This is a genomic window from Enterococcus sp. 12F9_DIV0723 (assembly GCF_002174375.1).
Classification (GTDB): domain Bacteria; phylum Bacillota; class Bacilli; order Lactobacillales; family Enterococcaceae; genus Enterococcus_A; species Enterococcus_A gilvus.
Genome location: NZ_NIBK01000001.1, coordinates 1,117,474 through 1,134,815, shown reverse-complemented (window position 1 = coordinate 1,134,815; position 17,342 = coordinate 1,117,474). Strand labels below are relative to the sequence as shown.

Genomic DNA, 17,342 nt, shown 5'->3' with positions numbered 1-17,342 from the left:
TGCAAGAGATTCTCACTTCTATACAAAACTGCGAAGAGTTGGACTGGCATCCTTATTCATAATAATGTAGCTATTTTTTTACAAAAATAGGTGCGATTTTCATGCCGTATACCATCCAACTTTAGCGCTTCACATCAAGTGTTTTTCATGGTGCAAGAGATTCTCACTTCTATACAAAACTGTGAAGAGTTGGACTGGCATTTTTTTATAATAAATTTGTAATCTCGATCAATCGTTGCTCTGGCACTAATTGATAAAAAACGTGTACTCCTTTATCGACCATTTGACGAATCGCCTCGACCTCCGCTTTGTCACAGGCCACATTTTTGATGAAGGGTTCTCGTTCATCACGGATACCCATTCCGCCAAGATTCACCTGCGGCAACTCGATTCCCGCCTCGACAAGCTTGGCGTAGGTGATCGGTGTTTTCGTCAACAACAGAATACGTTCTTTTTCATTAAAGGGTTTGTTTAATTCCGCAACGCCTTCCTCCGTCGTAAAGGCGTCCACTCGAACCTTCGTCGGTGCTAACGCTTTCAATATTCTTTTTTGAAACGGATCACTTGCGACGATGTCATCAATGATCACGATATGATTGATGCTGTAGGTTGGTGTCCAAGCCGTTACGACCTCTCCGTGAATCAATCGATCATCCACTCTGGCAAATACAATGTTTTTCATACTTCTCGCTCCTTTTTTAATCTTCTAAATTGACACTTAAATAATGATTGACATCAATAAACGTAGCCGGGGCTTCCTTCATCAACTTTGTGCAGATATCTTCCGCCGTGTTGTCTTCATTCATTCGAGACATGAAGGCCTCTAAAACCATCGGCAGGTTCATTCCTGTAATGTGCCTGATCGGATACTCCCCCATCAAAGACACTACCGCGTTAAAAGGGCTGCCGCTGAACAGGTCCGTAAAACAAACGATGTCCTTGCCCCCGAATTCCTCGATCGCGGACTTTACCTGCTCCTTCAGCCCGCCAATGTCGTCCTTTGGGTACAGCCCGAATGCCTTGACCCCCGTCTGTTCCCCGACGATCATTTGCGCACTTCCTAAAATACTTTTCGCAAGATCCCCATGGGAGACAAAAATGTACTTCATAATTGGTCCTCCTGATTCTGATTGATTTCTTTTCTGACAAATGTCTATTGACTTCATGTTCGATACCTTAAATATATTCATCTAATAGCTGAGACAGATTTTCTCTGAAATTTTCAAACGTCGGCTCTTTACTGACGCGTTCGACAAATCCTTTTTCTTGAATGATTTTCGCTAAATAATTCCATAGCTGAAAGACTTTTGCATTGTTTTTCTCGATCGCCACCAGCATCACCAGACGAACTTTATTGCCATCCGAATCCCAATCAAGCTCATTTCTCAATAAAATGACCGACACGAATGTCTCTGCCAAAATCGGATTGATCGGATGCGGCAACGCGATGCCATTGCCAAAGTAACTGCTGCCAATCTCTTCGCGTAATTCAACAGCTTCTCTAAGCTGAAATACCTTATCTCCGACTTTTGAAACGGAGATGGAACAAATTTTGTCCAAGACCTCTTTCTTTTTTGAAAAGTGTCCATAATGGAAAAGGGCTTCGTCGAACAGGTTAACGATCTCGAACTTATCATTAAAGCCGTCGATTGCTAATTTGATTTTTGAATACTCCTGTTCACTAGGAAAGAAACTGATCAGGATCGCGCCCATTTTATCAGTCATCTCCGTTTGTTCCGTCGTAAAGATCACGTCGTATTCTTCAATATCAACTGCGGCAACTTCGTGGGTATTCACCAGTGTAAGAATCGTGATCTCCGTTGAAAACCAGGTTGCAAAACGTTGCCTGAGCAGCACACTCTCACTCCGCTTCAAACTGGTAATGATCAAAATGCGCTTTTTCCCTGAAATATCATTGTACTTAGCCAAATACTGATTAAAGTAAATGGCCAAATACGCGATCTCTCCCTCTTCGACCTTTTTTCCGATCGAATGTTGCAGCAATAAACACATGTACGCAGCAATGTCGAAGCCTAAAGGAAAGGATTGTTTGATATGATCCAGCAATTGGTTTTCATTTTGAATGTTGTATTCGATCCTCGTCAAAAGCGGCATCAGATGCAGTGCCAAGGAAAGCCTCAAATCAATCTCCTGACGAAAATCAATATCAAATTTTTCGTTGATTTCCTTTAGAGCATGCAAGATGAATGTATTGACCTCTTCCGAAATATAATCGTCATTCTCATAGTCGCTTTTCCCTTTGATGTAGATCGCGAGATTGATGATTTCTTCTTTCGAAATTTTAAAATAGGAGCGTTCAGCAAGTCGTTGAAAGATTTCCGTTGAGACTTCCATTTCTGAGGCAACTTCTTCAATGCCGTCGAACTCATCTGGACCGATATAAAATCCGCTGCTCATGCGTTTGATCGCCATTTCGATATGAACGATCAGATTTTGAAAGAGTGTTTCCGAAATGTGAAAATGATGCTTTAAAAGGATACTGACCAATACCATCTCGATGTCTTGACGTAAAGCCTCTTGCGACCCCATACCGCCTTGTTCCTGATGGATCTCCAGATGTCCCAGCTTCAAAAGACACTTTCTTTTGTCGTATTCATTTCCACTGATGACGATTCCGGCATTTCTTTTTCGCTCCACACGCAAATGATAATTTTGAAGCAGCTCGTCCGCTTCCTTCAAATCCGTCGTGAGTGTGGAGGAGGCAATGAACAATCGGGAGAGCAGCTTTTGCCGCGTGATTGGCCCTTTTTGGTTAAGTAACACCACACATAATTTTCTGACACGATCTGATTGATGCTGCTCCGTTGCGATGCCCTTCTTTTTTTGGATATTCTGGTGAAAGGCCTCTTGATTATTAATGATCAGCTGACTGCCCTTTGACGCAACGGAATATAACTCCGCATAATCTGTTGCTGCCAGATACTCTCGAATCTTTTTGATATCTGATTGAATCGTGCGCATACTTACTTGAAGCTTGTCTACAAAATGTTCAGCGGGTAAAAAAGAGGGGCTGTGTCGTTCGAATTCTAGAATCATTTCTGTTTGCCGTTTAGTTAGCACGTGATCCCCTCCTAGTTTGTAAAATTAGTGTTCATTTACTTCGGCAACGATGGCCTTCACTCGTTCCTCAACATTTTCGATGGCAGCCTTTGAAAGAGACATGATATCAAATTCGTTAGGATTGCTTTCATAGGCTTGACCGAATGTTCGGATAAAGGCTTGGCGAAGATCAGAGCCGTAATTCACTTTGATTAGATTTTGCTTTTTCGCTCTTCTGACTTGATCAAATGGAAGCCCAGACCCCCCATGTAAAACTAAGGGAACTGTCGAAATACCGGCGATTTCCTCTAGTAGTGGAAAATCTAACGCGGGACGCAAGTCCATGCCATGAACATTGCCGATCGAGACTGCAAGAAGATCGCAATTGGTCCGTTCAACGAATTCTTCTACATCAGCAGCCTTCGTTTTCGCATCTTCCTCTGAACTATGATCGTCCTCTTTACCGCCGATCGCCCCCAGCTCTGCCTCGACCGGAATGCCGTAAAAGTGACAATACTCGACAGTCCGTCGCACTTCCGCGATATTCTCCTCGAATGGCAAATGCGAAGCATCGACCATGATGGACGTAAAACCAGCCTCGATACAGGCCTTGACATCCGCAAAACTTTTCCCATGATCCAGATGCAGTGAAATTGGAACCGAGTTTTCCATCATGGCAGTTTTGACCATATCCGCAATAAGCTTTGGACTCGAAAGTCTCAAATTGCTGGATGAGATCGCAATATACCCGCCTAGTCCAGTTGCCTGAAACCCCCGTATGATCCCGGCCGTAAGTTCATAATTCGTCGTATTAAATGCTGGTAAAACAAGCGACTTTTCTTTTGCATAATCCATCAGCTTGTAGCCATTTACTAATTGCATTTCATGCCCTTCTTTCTCTCTTGCTAGTTGAATCATATACTGGCTGAAGTCTTTTGGGCGCCAGTCTTTCTGCAAGATGAATCATGCAATCCTGATAGAAAAATGAACTGGACCAATTCAGAATCATTAAAAAAGCCTACTCAGTCCTTGTTTTCATTTAAAATCTAAGCCAATTCTCAAAATTTTTTTCTTTCTTCTTTGAAACGATGCAAAATTGCAAGATGTACCCTGCAATTTTCCGTTTTTAAAAACGCCTCTTTTATACCGCTGAATAAAAAGATAGGCCTCCTGATTCGATTATCTCAAACTTTTTATCGTATGCGTCACGGTTTTCCCATTAAAATGACTGAAATCAGCCTATACTCACAAAATTTCTCGAAAAAAAAAGACCTTGATCCGGTCGTTTTGTATCTAATGACTATTTGATCCTCTTCCAATAAGAATGATTATTATTTCCCAGGTCTTTTATCATGCCATTTACTACTTCCGACTGATCCAATAGAACCAGCCATTCTTGCCCATCTTCGTGCAAGCATTCGTCTGCATCCGTCCTTCAAAGATCCCTTTGATGATCCCCCATCGAATCAAGAAATCCCAGATCCCATACCTCCTTTTCCGCAGATTTATCCGTTTTACTCCATCACAAATAACCCTTCCCTAAAAACTGAAAAATTATCTTTTCCGATTCTGCTGGAATTGTTTCAACAGGTTCCTGATTTTTTTATTGGATTTACCCTCCTTTCTTTGCGGCATGGTTCCGGCTTCTGCTAGTCCATTTTCCAAATGAGTGGCAGTTGAGGCCGGTGCTATTTTATTAGGAGGCGTTGTCTGAAGTGGGGCGGATGGTCGAGAAGGAGCCACTTGTTTTTGTGTATTCTTTTCCTGCTCTTTCGAATTTGCGGAAGTCGGATCATCAGGTGCTAAATAAACATCTGTTGACTGCGTGGCTTCTGGAATCGTGGCTTTTGCTCTTTTCGCGGTTTTTTCCCCGTTTACTTTATTTGGAGCGACAGCTTGAGGGGATTCGTTTTGTGATTTTTGGCTGTTTTTTTCAAGTGAGGAGCTGTTTCCAGCCTTTGGACGGGTGTTCTTTTGCGTTGAGGTGGACGTTGTTTTCTTTTTGGCTGCGATTTTCTTCCCCTTTTTCGGCGAAGTCTTTTTCTCAACGAGAATCTCAATTTCACTTTTCACTCGTTTTGAATCCACTAAAGACACAAATTGACGGACTCCATCCTTTTGAAAAATCGATAATGTCGTCAAAATTTTCAAAATCGGTTCGAATTCTTTCTTATCCTTCGAGGGATCAACATCTCTCAGTACCCATTTAACTGCTTTCCCATTCGCATCTTCAAAGATCGTTTTAAGCACCACTTCCCGTTCATCTGGTTGCTCTTTCGTGAGCGTCGGCTGATTCACCAGATTGCTATGACGACGGGCTGTCTTGAAATTTTTATAATAATTATTTTTGCTTTTATAAAGTCGAGTAATGATGGCATTACGCTCTTCTTCAACAAAATAGCTTTCAAAAAAGGCATAATATTCTTGCATTGTTTGATTTGGCTCAGCGGAAAGAAACAGTTCTCTGACTAGCGAATAGGCAATTTGAGAAAAATCAGCAACAACTAGCGCATTTCTCACTAAAATCGCAACCAGACATTCGATAATATATCCGCTGTCTTGCTCGCTCGTGTAATATTCTGAAATTCTTTTTTCTAAAGAGTCTTTCTTCATTCCAAAAATCTGGCGTCTGTTCAACTGTTTCTTTTCCATTCCCATACTCCCCTTTGTCTTTGCTTGCGCTTTCATAAAATAGATTATACACCATTAAATAACTTTTTTCTTACCCAATTTTTTTCTTTTTTATAAAAATTTTTGCAACTTAAAAAGGATTCATGGTTGTGATTTCTTGAAAATAATAACGTCAAACTTTTTTTTGAATTTCATTCTATTTCTCGTCAAACAAAAAAAGTTCGAAAGATACGGCTGTCTCTTTCGAACTAAAAAAAATAGAAATTTCACGTATCGGTGCCTGAATTTAGGACACAGGAGCCACCCGAACAACTAATTTTAAAATAAAATCATTGAATGTATGGCCCGAGAGGCCATTTAGGATCATGTCGACGTAAACATTTCCTTGAATTTTTAGATCCTGTTTCTCCAGATACTCGAACATCATTTTGAGGATCGTATCGTGGGAGACGACTCCGGTATAGTAGCACACCAAGTAATCTCCTGCGGGTCGGCTCTCAGCAGCTTCGGGAACGCGAATATAATATTGGATCTCGATGGATTCAAAGGGATCGTTCTTTAATTTATCGCTTTCAATTTTGAACATGATCCCCGAAGGATAAATAAACGGATAGCCGGCTGAAAAGCCCTCTTGATAGACTTCACTCAACGAGATCGATGCGCGGAATTCAGGGATTTTATAAATTTTCGAACTAAAAAAAAGTGGGGTCATCTCTAAAGGGACCACTGAGAATTTTAACTGTTCTGCTTGTTCGTATTCCTTTAATGACGCCAATTGGCGCGTGACCATACCAGACATTTGTTCATAATGCTTTTGCTTTTGAAGGATCAATTCTTGCTGACGCTTAAGCAATGTAGCCGCTTGTTCCGGAGTACTATTTTGCAGGTGATCTTTGATTTCTGACAAGGGCATTTTGATTTCTCGGAATAGATTGATCATATTGACCGTATAAAGTTGCGGATAATCATAGTAGCGATAGCCTTTTTCTCCGACATGCTTTGGTGGCAAAAGCCCGATCTGATCGTAATAAATCAAGGTCTTTCGTTTAATACCCGATAGCTTGGAAAATTCACTGATAGTTAAGTAATTCGTTGAGCGCATCACGGTCCCTCCTTTTTTTGTGCACATTTCTTGACTGTCTATTCACTAGACAGTTTATCATAGAGACAACTTCAATTGACCCTATGGTTTTGAAAAAAGACCATTTCCCTGTAACGAAGATATGGAGGTTCATTACAATGAAAAATGCTCAACTATCCACACAGCGTTCTAACGCATCTGATCGTCAGTTCATCCGACAATTAGCGGACTTGGCAAAAAGAAACTACGCACTCACAGACAACTTTTATTTAGCCAACAACCTGTCTTACTTTCTATTTAATGCGGCTGAATCGATTCCTATGCCTCACATTTTTCCTATTTCAACCATTGAGATTATGGAGAATTTATTTAAATCAGAGGTCGCCTTTGCAAAAAAAGCCGTCGAAGAAATAGAAGACTATTTGCAGCAGTCTTTGAAAACGACCGATTCCTTCGTTCTGACCGAAGCGGTCATAGCCGCAAATTATCAACTGAACATCAACGAACATGAACAGGAAAAATTTCTCCAATTGATCCATAGTTTACTTACACAAATTATTTTCCATGTTCAAATACCACGAGCTGACCTGTTTTTGAAAGCCCCGCGATTGATGCGGCACCTTAAGTTTTTGGCGCTACATATACTAAAAGAGAAGCAGGAAGCCGAAGCATCTGACAATGACCTATATTTTTACGTAAGTGAACGCTATACCCATGAATTTCACGCTGCGAATCAGATCCGTGTCTTTGTCACTGAAACGTATGATTTCGATTTATCGAATGACGAAATCAGCTACCTCATTTTGCATTTTCGCGTGTTGAGAAAATTAGAAGCCTACTAAAATAGAACGAAAGAAGCCGTCCTCCAAAACTGGAATAACTCCTAGCTTTGGAGGACGGCTTCTTTTTCTGTTGATTACAGCGTTCCGTCGATTAATAAATAAAGCATCGTTGCTAAAACGAGGATGATTCGGATGTGGATATTGATCTTTAACATGAAGAAAATCACTAGTAATCCTAAACAACAGGCAACGATTAGCAGCCTTTTTCTCATATATAAACGCCGATATAGCCACCGGCGATATGGCGATAATATTGGATTCGCTGCTTTCCACGATAGGTTTTGGGCGGAACATTTGTAAACCATTGTTTTATGGTTACTGCCCGGGTCCCGATATCTCCTGTTTGATTATCAAAACCCCCGTACTCGTTTTCAGCCCCCAGCGCGGTTACTGGCGTTGTTGCCAATAGCATTACTAAAACGCCTCCTGCCATTTTTTTCTTCATGGTCAATCAACCTCCTCATTCATTTGATTCGAATGCCGTTTATCGTTCATCGCCGTTATCCCTTCTAGTAACCTGCTAGAGACAAACAGCATTGAACAGACATTCCAATTACTGCTCATTATAAAGGTTGATCACTGGTTTGTTCGAAAATCATCCTAAACGCTCATTATTTCGTCTTGAGCGTTGCTTCCAGCTTTTTACTCAGACGAATAGACAACAAACATTTCTCGCCATTGGTCATCGTGACTTCTCTTTTTTTCTTATCGATCAGCTGGATATTTTTAAAATTGATCACGTATGATTTATGGATTTTGATCAGTGAAGGAGATAATTCAGCGGTATCATTGATTTTCCCATAAAACTCCAGCGTACTGTTGGCTAGATGCAGGATCAGCTTGTGGGGTGTCGGCGCCGTTTCAAAAAACATCACCTGCTGCAAATCAAACACCCGAATTTGACTACCGATCTTCAATTGAATAAAGTCATCCGCTTTTTGAGACTCCTCCAAAAAATGTCGCTGTGCTTGGTCTAAGGCTGCCTGGATTCGTTCTCTGACGTCCGCAATGTCTCCCTCTTTTAAAATATAATCCATCGCTTCGACTTTGTATTTGAATGTCAGCGACAACAATTCATCATGGGTGGTAATAAACACAATTTTTCCACGTAAATCCTTTTCTCTGATTTTTGCGCCTAATTCAATACCGTTCATCTCACATTTTAAGTCGACATCTAAAAAGTAAATGCCTCGACTATCCGGGTGCTGCTCCAAATAATCCAAAATCTCTTCAGGATCACCTGTGCTTACTTTGATCGCCATGTCTAGTTCTTCGATCAGCAGATACTTTCTAATAAAAGACGTGACTTGTTTTCGTTGAACCTCATTGTCTTCGCAAATAAAAACCCCTAACACCGCTCTTCCTCCTCACCAATCACAACCACCTTCTGAGTAAAGCGCTGCTCAGAAATGATCGTTTCCAGCAAAATATTCGGCTCCATGGCTGTTAATTCATCAAGATTAGAAAGACCCAATCCTCTTCCCTCGCCTTTGGTTGAAAAGCCTTTTTGTTTCAATACGTGTATCGGTTCGAGCTGCTGACGGGCCGCATTCTCTATCACAAAAATCGTATCTCCTTTGACCGAGAAGATACCGATCACTATTTTCCCGCCTTCAATCCTTTCTACCTCTTCGACTGCGTTGTCTAATAGGATGCCTAGTATGCGGATCAGCACGACCGAATCCACCTTCTGATTGAGCCTGATGCCGTCATCCGCTTCTATTTGTACATCGATTTTTTTATCCTGAGCCGCAAGCAATTTCATGGTCAAAATACTTTTTATATCCAAGGAATCGATCTTGTTCAATTCATCCGCATGGAGAATGTCGTTGCCTGTAAACCTTTTTGTCTTTATGACACTGGAATTAAAAAATGTTTTCAGCCCATCAAACTCTTCTTTTTCAATATAGTATTCGATCGCAGTCAACAGATTGACGTAATCGTGACGAAACTCGCGAATTCCCTGATACTGATTTTTTAGGTCCTCTATGTAGCGCTGGTGAATCACATACTCCACCTGTCTTTTCTCCGCCTCGATCTTTAACTCTTGATTACTTGAGATGGATTGAATGATCACGCCTCCGAGAAACGCGAAAATAAGATAAAAGACAGCTACAAATAGTTTTAGGAACACTGTAGAGGCATAGAGCGAGATCGTCCCGTAGGAAAAATAAACAACCAATGCTGTCGTTAATAAATACGCGGACAAATTAATTTTTCTCTTTTTTCTGATGAACGTTACTACATGCTTTTTATAAAACGAACTGCTAAGAATCAAAAGAGCATAATAGAGTACAAAAAAGAGCAAAAAGAACAAACCATTTTGTTTTTCCAATACAATAAGCAACAAGGGTTCGGTAATTCTGCTGACTAGTATTTCTATCAGACACGCACTGGATACGATCAACAGTGAAAAGACAACATTTCTCTCCTCCGAATTTTTCAATGACAGAATCAGGAAAAAGAGAACCATCACCACCGTGTCTAGGTAAGTGAAGGTATAGCCAATAATCACTCCAAATAGGACGATCAAGGGAACAAGCAAATAATTGATCCGTTTTTTATTTTTGATCTCATCCAAAATAAAATAACTGATTCCGAAATTTAATACATGTGAAAAAGTGAAAAACGTAATAATCATTGCCTGCATGTGATCGCCCTTCCTTTTTTCAGTTAAATTCAGTATACCAAATGAGAAAGGACTGAAAAAAGAAATTTCTAGTAATTTTCGAGCAAAATCTCCGGTACATAAGTAGCACACAGGAAGCTTTACGAACGTTTTACCCACAAAAAATCAAAGCATCAGAAATCCATCCATGATCTCCGTGCTTTGATTTTTTTCTTTATTTACGATACATCTTAAATTCCAAATACAGATCATTATAGATCCCTAAATACTTCGGACCTAGATCTTTATAAACCTCCAAATGACTGATGGTCGCATCGTCGGGGTAAAATTGCTTGTCCCCAGAAATGCTTTTTGGCAGCATCGCCAACGCCTTTTTATTTGGTGTGGAATAGCCGATGTACTCCGCATTTTGTTTCGCTGCTTCTGGCTTCAGCATGAAGTTGATAAAGTCGTAGGCCCCTTCTTGGTTTTTTGACGTTTTGGGAATCACGATATTATCGAACCAAAGATTCGAGCCCTCCGGCGGAATCACATAGTGCAGGTGCTCGTTCTCAGACATCATGTCTGCCGCTTCCCCTGAAAAAGTCACCGCGACGGCACTTTCTTCGTTTGCCATATACATCTTGATTTCATCCGCTACGATTGCTTTCACATTTGGGGTCAATCCGCTCAATTTTTTGATTGCCTGATTCAATTGCGTCATGTCCTTGCTGTTGATTGAATGGCCCAAGCTTGTTAATGACAAGCCCATCACTTCCCTGGCACCATCGATCAGCATGATATTATTTTTTAATTCCGGACGCCACAAATCATCCCAATGCTTGATTTTATCGCTAGAAACAAATTTATCGTTGTACACGATCCCCAAGGTTCCCCAGAAATAAGGAATCGAGTACTTATTATCTTTGTCAAAATCCAAATCTAGAAAACGCGGATCGATATTTTCCAACCCATGAATCTTGGAATGATCCAAAGGCAGCAATAATTTTTCTTTTTTCATTTTTTGGATCATGTATTCGCTAGGAATCGCGATATCATAGGCTGTACCGCCCTGCTTGATTTTTGCTTCCATAGCTTCGTTGGAGTCAAAAGTCTCATAATTGACCTTATAGCCGTACTCTTTTTCAAATTGCTTGATCAAATCAGGGTCGATATAATCTCCCCAGTTATAGATATTCAGCACTTTAGAGCTCGCGTTGGAGGAGTGGTTCAAACGCACCACCATGAAAGTCAGTAAGAGAATAATGGCGATCACGCCGATAAAAAGAGATTGTAGTTTCCTCATTTCAGCACTGCCACCTCCTCGAATTCACGCTTGCGTTTCCGTGCTTTCTTCGAAGTATCGCGACTAATAAAGTAGTAGCCCACGACTAACAAGAGAGAGAAAATGAACACAAGCGTAGACAAGGCATTGATTTCCAAACTGATCCCTTGTCGTGCCCGCGAATAGATCTCTACAGACAAGGTAGTGAATCCGTTCCCCGTTACAAAGAAGGTCACTGCAAAATCATCCAGCGAATACGTGAATGCCATGAAATAGCCTGCGATGATTCCAGGCGTCAGAAAGGGCAAAATAATGTTGGACAAGACTTGCCTATTGTTTGCCCCTAAGTCACGCGCCGCATCGATCATAGAATCATTCATTTCCTTTAATTTAGGTAAAACCATCAGAACAACGATGGGAATACTAAAGGCCACATGGGAGAGCAGCACACTGAAAAATCCCAGTTGAAAGTTCTTTAATACACTCCCCAGCATTGTAAATAAAATCAAGAAACTGGCCCCTATGATGACATCCGGCGACACCATCAAAATATTGTTGAGGCCTAGCAGCACATTCCGTGAATTTCGTTTGCGTGTATAATAAATGCCCATTGCCCCGAACGTCCCGATAACTGTCGCAAGTAAGGCGGACAGAAAGGCTAACACGAATGTTTGTACAACGATACCGATCAACCGACGGTCCGAAAAGAGATTCTCGTAATGCTCCCACGTGAACCCCGTAAAGGTACTCATATTTCCACCTTGATTAAACGAATAAAAGATCAAGTAAAAAATCGGGATATATAATAGAACAAATACAAAGATCAAATAGACATTGGCCCAAGAGAACGTTCTTCTTCTCATTTCACTCGACCTCCCTTTCGTTTTTCACCTGTCAGCATCATCACGATAAACATCGCGACGATCAAAATGACACCGATCGTCGAGCCCATTCCCCAATTTTGCGTCACAAGGAAATGTTCTTCGATTGCCGTCCCCAATGTGATGACTCGATTTCCGCCGATCAGTCGTGTCAACATGAACAATGAAAGCGACGGAATGAAGACAGCCTGTACACCGCTTTTCACGCCATTCAACGAAAGCGGGAAAATCACGCGGCGAAACGTGTCAACATTGTTCGCGCCCAAGTCTCTGCTGGCACTGATCAGAGAAGGATTGATTTCTTCCAGCGCATTAAAAATCGGCATGATCATAAACGGCAACTCGATATAGGCCGCTACAAACATGAAACTAAAATCCGTGAACAGCAGCTGTTTTTGTCCAATGCCAATAAAACTTAGAAAGTCATTGACCGACCCATTGGCACTGAAAATCCCAATGAAGGCGTACGCTTTTAACAATAAATTGATCCAAGTAGGTAACACCACCAACAGTAACAACAACTGACGGTGCTTCAGCTTTGCCAAAAAGTAAGCCGTTGGGTAGCTGATCAAAAGCGTCATCGCAGTGATCAAAAAGGCGAACATCACCGAATTGACCGTCATCATCAAATACGTTTTTGAGGTCAGATACGTGTGATAGTTACTCAACGTAAAATTGCCGTTCATATCAAAAAACGATTGATAAACGATTAAAATCACAGGGGCGATCACAAAGAACACCAGCCAGAAGAAATAGGGGATCGAGTAAAAACGACGTATATTTTTCATTCTTTTTGCCTCCTAATCCTCATAACTGTCTAAGCGTGCTTCAAAGTCTTCTTCGCTTTCATTGAAGCGCATGACGTGAATATCCTCTGGTTCAAAGGACAGACCAACTTGACTACCCTTTTTCGCTTTCTTTGTCGAATGGACCATCCACTCATTGCCGTCTGCATCGATGCAGTTCATCTCATAGTGAACGCCGCGGAACAATTGTGTATCCACGGTAACGACCAATTTTCCTTTTTCTGGCGTCGTCAGGGTCAGATCCTCTGGGCGCAAGACTACTTCCACCGGTTCATTTGGCCGCATCCCGCCATCGACACACTCGAACTCTTTCCCGACGAATTTCACTAAATTGTCTTCTACCATCTCGCCGGCAACGATATTGCTCTCTCCGACAAAGTCCGCAACAAAATGATTGATCGGCTCGTCATAAATATCAACTGGCGTGCCGCTTTGTACGATCTTCCCTTTGTTCATGACAAAGATCTCGTCACTCATCGCCAACGCTTCCTCTTGATCGTGAGTCACAAAGATAAAGGTGATCCCTAAACGTTTTTGCAGCGCACGCAATTCATATTGCATGTCTGTGCGCAATTTCAGATCCAATGCAGATAGAGGTTCATCTAATAACAAAATCTTCGGTTCATTGACGATTGCCCGAGCAATTGCGACCCGTTGGCGCTGACCGCCAGACATTTCGGTGATTTCCCGATTTTCATAGCCAGGCAATTGAACCAATTGCAGCGCCTCAAGCACTTTCTTCTCGATTTCTTTTTTCGACATTTTCTTGATTTTTAATCCAAATGCGACATTGTCAAACACATTCATGTGGGGAAATAGCGCGTAATCTTGAAAGACGGTGTTTACCTGACGTTTGTTCGCCGGGATGTCATTCATTCGTTTTCCTTCAAAAAGAATATCGCCTTCACTTACGTCAGTGAAACCGGCGATAATTCTCAAAATCGTTGTTTTTCCACACCCTGATGGACCCAATAAAGTATAAAAACGCCCTTCCTCGATATCAAAGTCGATTTTTTTCAATACAGGCTCATCATCGTCGTATCGTTTAATGACCTCTTTAAATGAAATAATTGTGTTTGCCATGACTTCACGTCCTTCTTCTATAAATAAGATTCTGTTGCGACGATCAGAACTTTACTGATTCCTGTCGCTTGATTTTGCAAGCGGTGGGGCTTGCTGGCTTCGTAATAAATACTTTCGCCCTTTTCCGCTTCATATAAGGTTTCGCCAAATTGCAGGGCTACTTTTCCTTCTAATACATAAATAAATGTTTCTGACAATGAAGGCGTGAACTGTTTGTACTGACCTTTTTTTTCTAACGTCAGTAAAATCGGCTCCATCTCTTTCTCGTTGGATTCTGGGATCAACCATTTAATATGGTACCCGTGTTCAGCATCACTGTAAAAAGTTGTGTCTTCATCTTTGTAGACAATTTTTTGATCCCCTGTTTTTTGTTTGAAAAATTCAGCGGGTGTCACCCCTAAAACTTCCAAAATATCAAAAAAAGTCTCCATGGAAGGAGAACTCAAGTCGCGCTCTAATTGAGAGATGTAGCCTTTGGACAGATCGGTTCGCTCCCCTAGTTCTTCTTGAGTTAAATTTTTTTGAATCCTTAAATTACGCAGCTTCTCACCAATTTCCATCGTCTCACTCCTTTTTTCGTTCCACTTTTTTCGCAAGTTTGCTAATAGTAAACTTCATGTTTAATAGCACCATTCAAGTATACGAACTTTTTAGCAAAAATCAAGCGTTTCAACCCATTTTCTTAGGAGAGTTTTATAGAAATAAAAGAGAAAAGAAATTTGCTTTTTCTTCTATTTCCGCTAAGATAATAGTAATGAAAAAATGGATTTTGTCATGATAAAATAATTCCTTAGGAGGACGCGCCATGACCGAGTATCACCGTTTACGTGTGGTCAAAGATGAGACCGTTCACACAAAAATTGAAACTTTTTCAAAACCCGAGGTTGATCAAGGAGACGTATTGATCGCTGTCAGTTATTCCGGCATAAATTACAAAGACGCTTTAGCAACAAAAATAAACACAGGTGTTTTGAGCAGCTATCCTATGACGCCCGGTATCGATCTTGCGGGAAAGGTCATTGAAACAGCCGATGCTAGTCTTGAGATTGGTGAGACCGTCATCGTTACCGGCTATGGTTTAGGGGTCAAACAAGACGGCGGTTTGAGTGAGTTAGCGGTCGTCCCTGCTGCTTGGTGCGTTAAGATACCCGAAGAATTGACTGAAAAGCAGGCCATGACCTTTGGGACTGCCGGGTTTACGGCAGCATTGTCAGTCGATGCCCTGCTTGCCCATGGATTAAGCGCAGACAGTTCTGTACTGGTCACTGGTGCAACAGGCGGTGTAGGCGGTTTTGCGCTACACTTTTTGAAGCAAATCGGTTGTAAAGAAATCGTGGCATTGAGCCGTAAAAAGGATCAAGCAGACTACTTAACCCAATTAGGTGCGACTTCGGTGCTGTCACCAGAGGACTTGTTTCCTGAAAAAAGTCGCCCATTGAATAAGCAACGTTTCGATTTTGCTATAGATACTGTTGGCGGCGACACACTTGCTCAGATTCTTCCATTCATCCACTATGGCGGCAGCGTGGCTCTTTGCGGAAATGCTGGCGGCATCAAGCTGAATACGACTGTCTTGCCTTTTATCCTGCGTGGTGTTAATTTATTAGGCATCGACTCCGTAGAAGCATCAATGGCGCAACGTCAAAAGCTTTGGAGCAAAATGGCAACAGAGTGGTCACTGCCGACAAATTTCCAAGTCCAACAAATTGAATTGTCACAGGTGCAGGAAACAGCGGATGCCCTTTTGGACGGGAACCACGTGGGGCGCACAATCGTTGCATTAGGAGGAAAACAGTAGTGAGAGTCTTAATAACGTCAGGCGGTACGTCAGAAAAAATCGATGATGTCCGCGCAATCACCAATCACTCCAGCGGTAAGCTTGGCAAAGCCCTAGCAGAAAGTTTTGCAGAAAAAGGGGCAACGATCGATCTGATCACTACCCGCCATGCAGTTAAGCCTGAGGGTACGTCGTTCCACATCCACATCATCGAATCAACCGTGGATCTAGAAAAAAAGATAACGGAACTAATGACAGAGCATACGTACGATGCCGTCATTCACAGTATGGCCGTCAGTGATTTCACACCTGAAAGTTCCGTGACATTAGAGGATTTAGAAACGGTGATTGCAGACAACCCGACAAATTTGCCAAAATCATTGTCCGATATCGCCAATCAGCGAACAGAGAAAAAAATCTCCTCAGATACCGAGCATTTGGTGATCGTTTTAAAGAAAAATCCAAAAATCATTTCACTGATCAAAACATTGCAGCCTGAAACGATTTTAGTTGGGTTTAAGCTCTTAGTGGATGTTCCGATGATCGAGTTGTTGAATGTTGCTAAAGAAAGCCTCAAAAAGAACCACGCTGATTTTATTTTAGCCAACGATCTCGCGGAAATTCGCGGTGAAAAACACCATGGCTACTTGATCGACGCCCATCAAAAAGTGAAGGAAGCACAGACGAAATCAGAAATTGCGGAATTGATCACTCAAGAAGTCCTGAAACTGGAGGAAGCAAAATGAAAACTATCTTACTAGGGGTCAGCGGCAGCATCTCCGCCTATAAGGCTGCAGATATCACGAATGAATTAACTAAAATGGGCTATCAATTAGATGTTCTTATGACTGAGAGCAGCACAAAATTCATCACACCCTTAACGATTCAATCCTTGTCTCATCGCCGCGTCCATACAGACGTGATGGAAGAGCCCGATGCCGCATTGATCAACCATATCGCTTTGGCAAAAGAAGCCGATCTCTTCTTGGTCGCGCCTGCTTCTGCTAATACGATCGGCAAACTAGCCAATGGGATCGCAGATGATCTATTATCTACCGTTGCTTTGGCACTTTTACCCGATACACCAAAGATTCTCGCGCCAGCAATGAATACGTATATGTATCAAAATCCGATCGTCCAACGAAACATCGCAACATTGAAAGATGTAGGGTATCATGAAATAGAACCACGGGAAGCGCTGCTTGCTTGCGGAGATTATGGCCACGGGGCATTAGCGAATGTTTCTGATATCGTGCACCTGGTAAATTCAAAACTAAAGGAGTAACAC

Annotated in this window: 18 protein-coding genes; 4 read left to right on the top strand and 14 right to left on the bottom strand. The window is 41.7% G+C overall.

Annotation, left to right across the window (positions count from 1 at the left end; translation table 11 throughout):
• Positions 1-205: 205 nt before the first annotated feature.
• From A5868_RS05510 to A5868_RS05485, 6 genes are all read right to left on the bottom strand, one after another.
• Entirely contained in the window at positions 206-682 is a 477-nt protein-coding gene (locus tag A5868_RS05510; protein WP_086305708.1) for a PTS sugar transporter subunit IIB, read from the bottom strand.
• A gap of 16 nt (positions 683-698) precedes the next feature.
• On the bottom strand, positions 699-1,109 hold the full coding sequence (locus A5868_RS05505; protein ID WP_086305707.1) for a PTS sugar transporter subunit IIA: 411 nt from the start codon (positions 1,107-1,109) through the stop codon (positions 699-701).
• Between the two features lie 67 nt (positions 1,110-1,176).
• Positions 1,177-3,081 (bottom strand): BglG family transcription antiterminator, encoded by a 1,905-nt coding sequence (locus tag A5868_RS05500; protein WP_086305706.1) that lies wholly within the window; start codon positions 3,079-3,081, stop codon positions 1,177-1,179.
• 24 nt (positions 3,082-3,105) lie between these two features.
• Positions 3,106-3,942 carry a class II aldolase gene (locus A5868_RS05495; RefSeq protein ID WP_086305705.1) on the bottom strand — a complete coding sequence of 279 codons (837 nt, stop codon included), beginning with the start codon at positions 3,940-3,942 and terminating at the stop codon, positions 3,106-3,108.
• Between the two features lie 672 nt (positions 3,943-4,614).
• Positions 4,615-5,712 (bottom strand): hypothetical protein, encoded by a 1,098-nt coding sequence (locus A5868_RS05490; protein ID WP_086305704.1) that lies wholly within the window; start codon positions 5,710-5,712, stop codon positions 4,615-4,617.
• Between the two features lie 265 nt (positions 5,713-5,977).
• Positions 5,978-6,793 carry a MerR family transcriptional regulator gene (locus A5868_RS05485; protein ID WP_086305703.1) on the bottom strand — a complete coding sequence of 272 codons (816 nt, stop codon included), beginning with the start codon at positions 6,791-6,793 and terminating at the stop codon, positions 5,978-5,980.
• A gap of 137 nt (positions 6,794-6,930) precedes the next feature.
• On the opposite strand from A5868_RS05485, the gene A5868_RS05480 reads away from it, so the two are divergent.
• Complete coding sequence (locus A5868_RS05480) at positions 6,931-7,614, top strand: PRD domain-containing protein (protein WP_086305702.1); 684 nt, start codon at positions 6,931-6,933, stop codon at positions 7,612-7,614.
• 208 nt (positions 7,615-7,822) lie between these two features.
• Here A5868_RS05480 and A5868_RS05475 read toward each other — a convergent pair whose 3' ends face one another.
• The 8 genes from A5868_RS05475 to A5868_RS05440 form a co-directional block, all read right to left on the bottom strand.
• A complete protein-coding gene (locus tag A5868_RS05475; RefSeq protein ID WP_254908374.1) occupies positions 7,823-8,047 on the bottom strand; it encodes a hypothetical protein in 225 nt (74 codons plus the stop codon).
• Positions 8,048-8,225: 178 nt separating this feature from the next.
• Complete coding sequence (locus A5868_RS05470) at positions 8,226-8,969, bottom strand: LytR/AlgR family response regulator transcription factor (RefSeq protein WP_086305700.1); 744 nt, start codon at positions 8,967-8,969, stop codon at positions 8,226-8,228.
• On the bottom strand, positions 8,963-10,264 hold the full coding sequence (locus A5868_RS05465; RefSeq protein ID WP_086305699.1) for a GHKL domain-containing protein: 1,302 nt from the start codon (positions 10,262-10,264) through the stop codon (positions 8,963-8,965). The genes A5868_RS05470 and A5868_RS05465 overlap by 7 nt, the downstream gene beginning before the upstream one ends.
• A gap of 193 nt (positions 10,265-10,457) precedes the next feature.
• Positions 10,458-11,528, bottom strand: a complete 1,071-nt coding sequence (locus tag A5868_RS05460) for an ABC transporter substrate-binding protein (RefSeq protein WP_086305697.1) — start codon at positions 11,526-11,528, stop codon at positions 10,458-10,460.
• Positions 11,525-12,370 carry an ABC transporter permease gene (locus A5868_RS05455; protein WP_010781288.1) on the bottom strand — a complete coding sequence of 282 codons (846 nt, stop codon included), beginning with the start codon at positions 12,368-12,370 and terminating at the stop codon, positions 11,525-11,527. Before A5868_RS05455 ends, A5868_RS05460 begins: the two co-directional genes overlap by 4 nt.
• Complete coding sequence (locus A5868_RS05450) at positions 12,367-13,176, bottom strand: ABC transporter permease (RefSeq protein ID WP_010781289.1); 810 nt, start codon at positions 13,174-13,176, stop codon at positions 12,367-12,369. The genes A5868_RS05455 and A5868_RS05450 overlap by 4 nt, the downstream gene beginning before the upstream one ends.
• Before the next feature lie 12 nt (positions 13,177-13,188).
• Entirely contained in the window at positions 13,189-14,277 is a 1,089-nt protein-coding gene (locus A5868_RS05445) for an ABC transporter ATP-binding protein (protein ID WP_010781290.1), read from the bottom strand.
• A 17-nt stretch (positions 14,278-14,294) separates the two neighbouring features.
• Complete coding sequence (locus A5868_RS05440; protein ID WP_010781291.1) at positions 14,295-14,837, bottom strand: helix-turn-helix domain-containing protein; 543 nt, start codon at positions 14,835-14,837, stop codon at positions 14,295-14,297.
• Positions 14,838-15,082: 245 nt separating this feature from the next.
• Between A5868_RS05440 and A5868_RS05435 the strand changes: the two genes are divergently transcribed.
• Genes A5868_RS05435 through coaC form a run of 3 tightly spaced genes read left to right on the top strand, consistent with a single transcriptional unit; the run spans position 15,083 to position 17,339 of the window.
• Entirely contained in the window at positions 15,083-16,075 is a 993-nt protein-coding gene (locus A5868_RS05435; protein WP_086305696.1) for a YhdH/YhfP family quinone oxidoreductase, read from the top strand.
• Positions 16,075-16,800: a phosphopantothenate--cysteine ligase gene (locus A5868_RS05430; protein ID WP_086305695.1), complete on the top strand. Its 726-nt coding sequence runs from the start codon at positions 16,075-16,077 to the stop codon at positions 16,798-16,800. The genes A5868_RS05435 and A5868_RS05430 overlap by 1 nt, the downstream gene beginning before the upstream one ends.
• Positions 16,797-17,339, top strand: coding sequence for a phosphopantothenoylcysteine decarboxylase (gene coaC, locus A5868_RS05425; protein WP_086305694.1), 543 nt, complete (start codon positions 16,797-16,799; stop codon positions 17,337-17,339). Before A5868_RS05430 ends, coaC begins: the two co-directional genes overlap by 4 nt.
• The last annotated feature ends 3 nt before the right edge of the window (positions 17,340-17,342 follow it).

Bases quoted from the DNA above. Each gene is read 5' to 3' on its own strand.
- A5868_RS05510 (WP_086305708.1), bottom strand. From the start codon at position 682: ATGAAAAACATTGTATTTGCCAGAGTGGATGATCGATTGATTCACGGA.
- A5868_RS05505 (WP_086305707.1), bottom strand. From the start codon at position 1,109: ATGAAGTACATTTTTGTCTCCCATGGGGATCTTGCGAAAAGTATTTTA.
- A5868_RS05495 (WP_086305705.1), bottom strand. From the start codon at position 3,942: ATGCAATTAGTAAATGGCTACAAGCTGATGGATTATGCAAAAGAAAAG.
- A5868_RS05490 (WP_086305704.1), bottom strand. From the start codon at position 5,712: ATGGAAAAGAAACAGTTGAACAGACGCCAGATTTTTGGAATGAAGAAA.
- A5868_RS05485 (WP_086305703.1), bottom strand. From the start codon at position 6,793: ATGCGCTCAACGAATTACTTAACTATCAGTGAATTTTCCAAGCTATCG.
- A5868_RS05480 (WP_086305702.1), top strand. From the start codon at position 6,931: ATGAAAAATGCTCAACTATCCACACAGCGTTCTAACGCATCTGATCGT.
- A5868_RS05475 (WP_254908374.1), bottom strand. From the start codon at position 8,047: ATGGCAGGAGGCGTTTTAGTAATGCTATTGGCAACAACGCCAGTAACC.
- A5868_RS05465 (WP_086305699.1), bottom strand. From the start codon at position 10,264: ATGCAGGCAATGATTATTACGTTTTTCACTTTTTCACATGTATTAAAT.
- A5868_RS05460 (WP_086305697.1), bottom strand. From the start codon at position 11,528: ATGAGGAAACTACAATCTCTTTTTATCGGCGTGATCGCCATTATTCTC.
- A5868_RS05455 (WP_010781288.1), bottom strand. From the start codon at position 12,370: ATGAGAAGAAGAACGTTCTCTTGGGCCAATGTCTATTTGATCTTTGTA.
- A5868_RS05450 (WP_010781289.1), bottom strand. From the start codon at position 13,176: ATGAAAAATATACGTCGTTTTTACTCGATCCCCTATTTCTTCTGGCTG.
- A5868_RS05445 (WP_010781290.1), bottom strand. From the start codon at position 14,277: ATGGCAAACACAATTATTTCATTTAAAGAGGTCATTAAACGATACGAC.
- A5868_RS05440 (WP_010781291.1), bottom strand. From the start codon at position 14,837: ATGGAAATTGGTGAGAAGCTGCGTAATTTAAGGATTCAAAAAAATTTA.
- A5868_RS05435 (WP_086305696.1), top strand. From the start codon at position 15,083: ATGACCGAGTATCACCGTTTACGTGTGGTCAAAGATGAGACCGTTCAC.
- coaC (WP_086305694.1), top strand. From the start codon at position 16,797: ATGAAAACTATCTTACTAGGGGTCAGCGGCAGCATCTCCGCCTATAAG.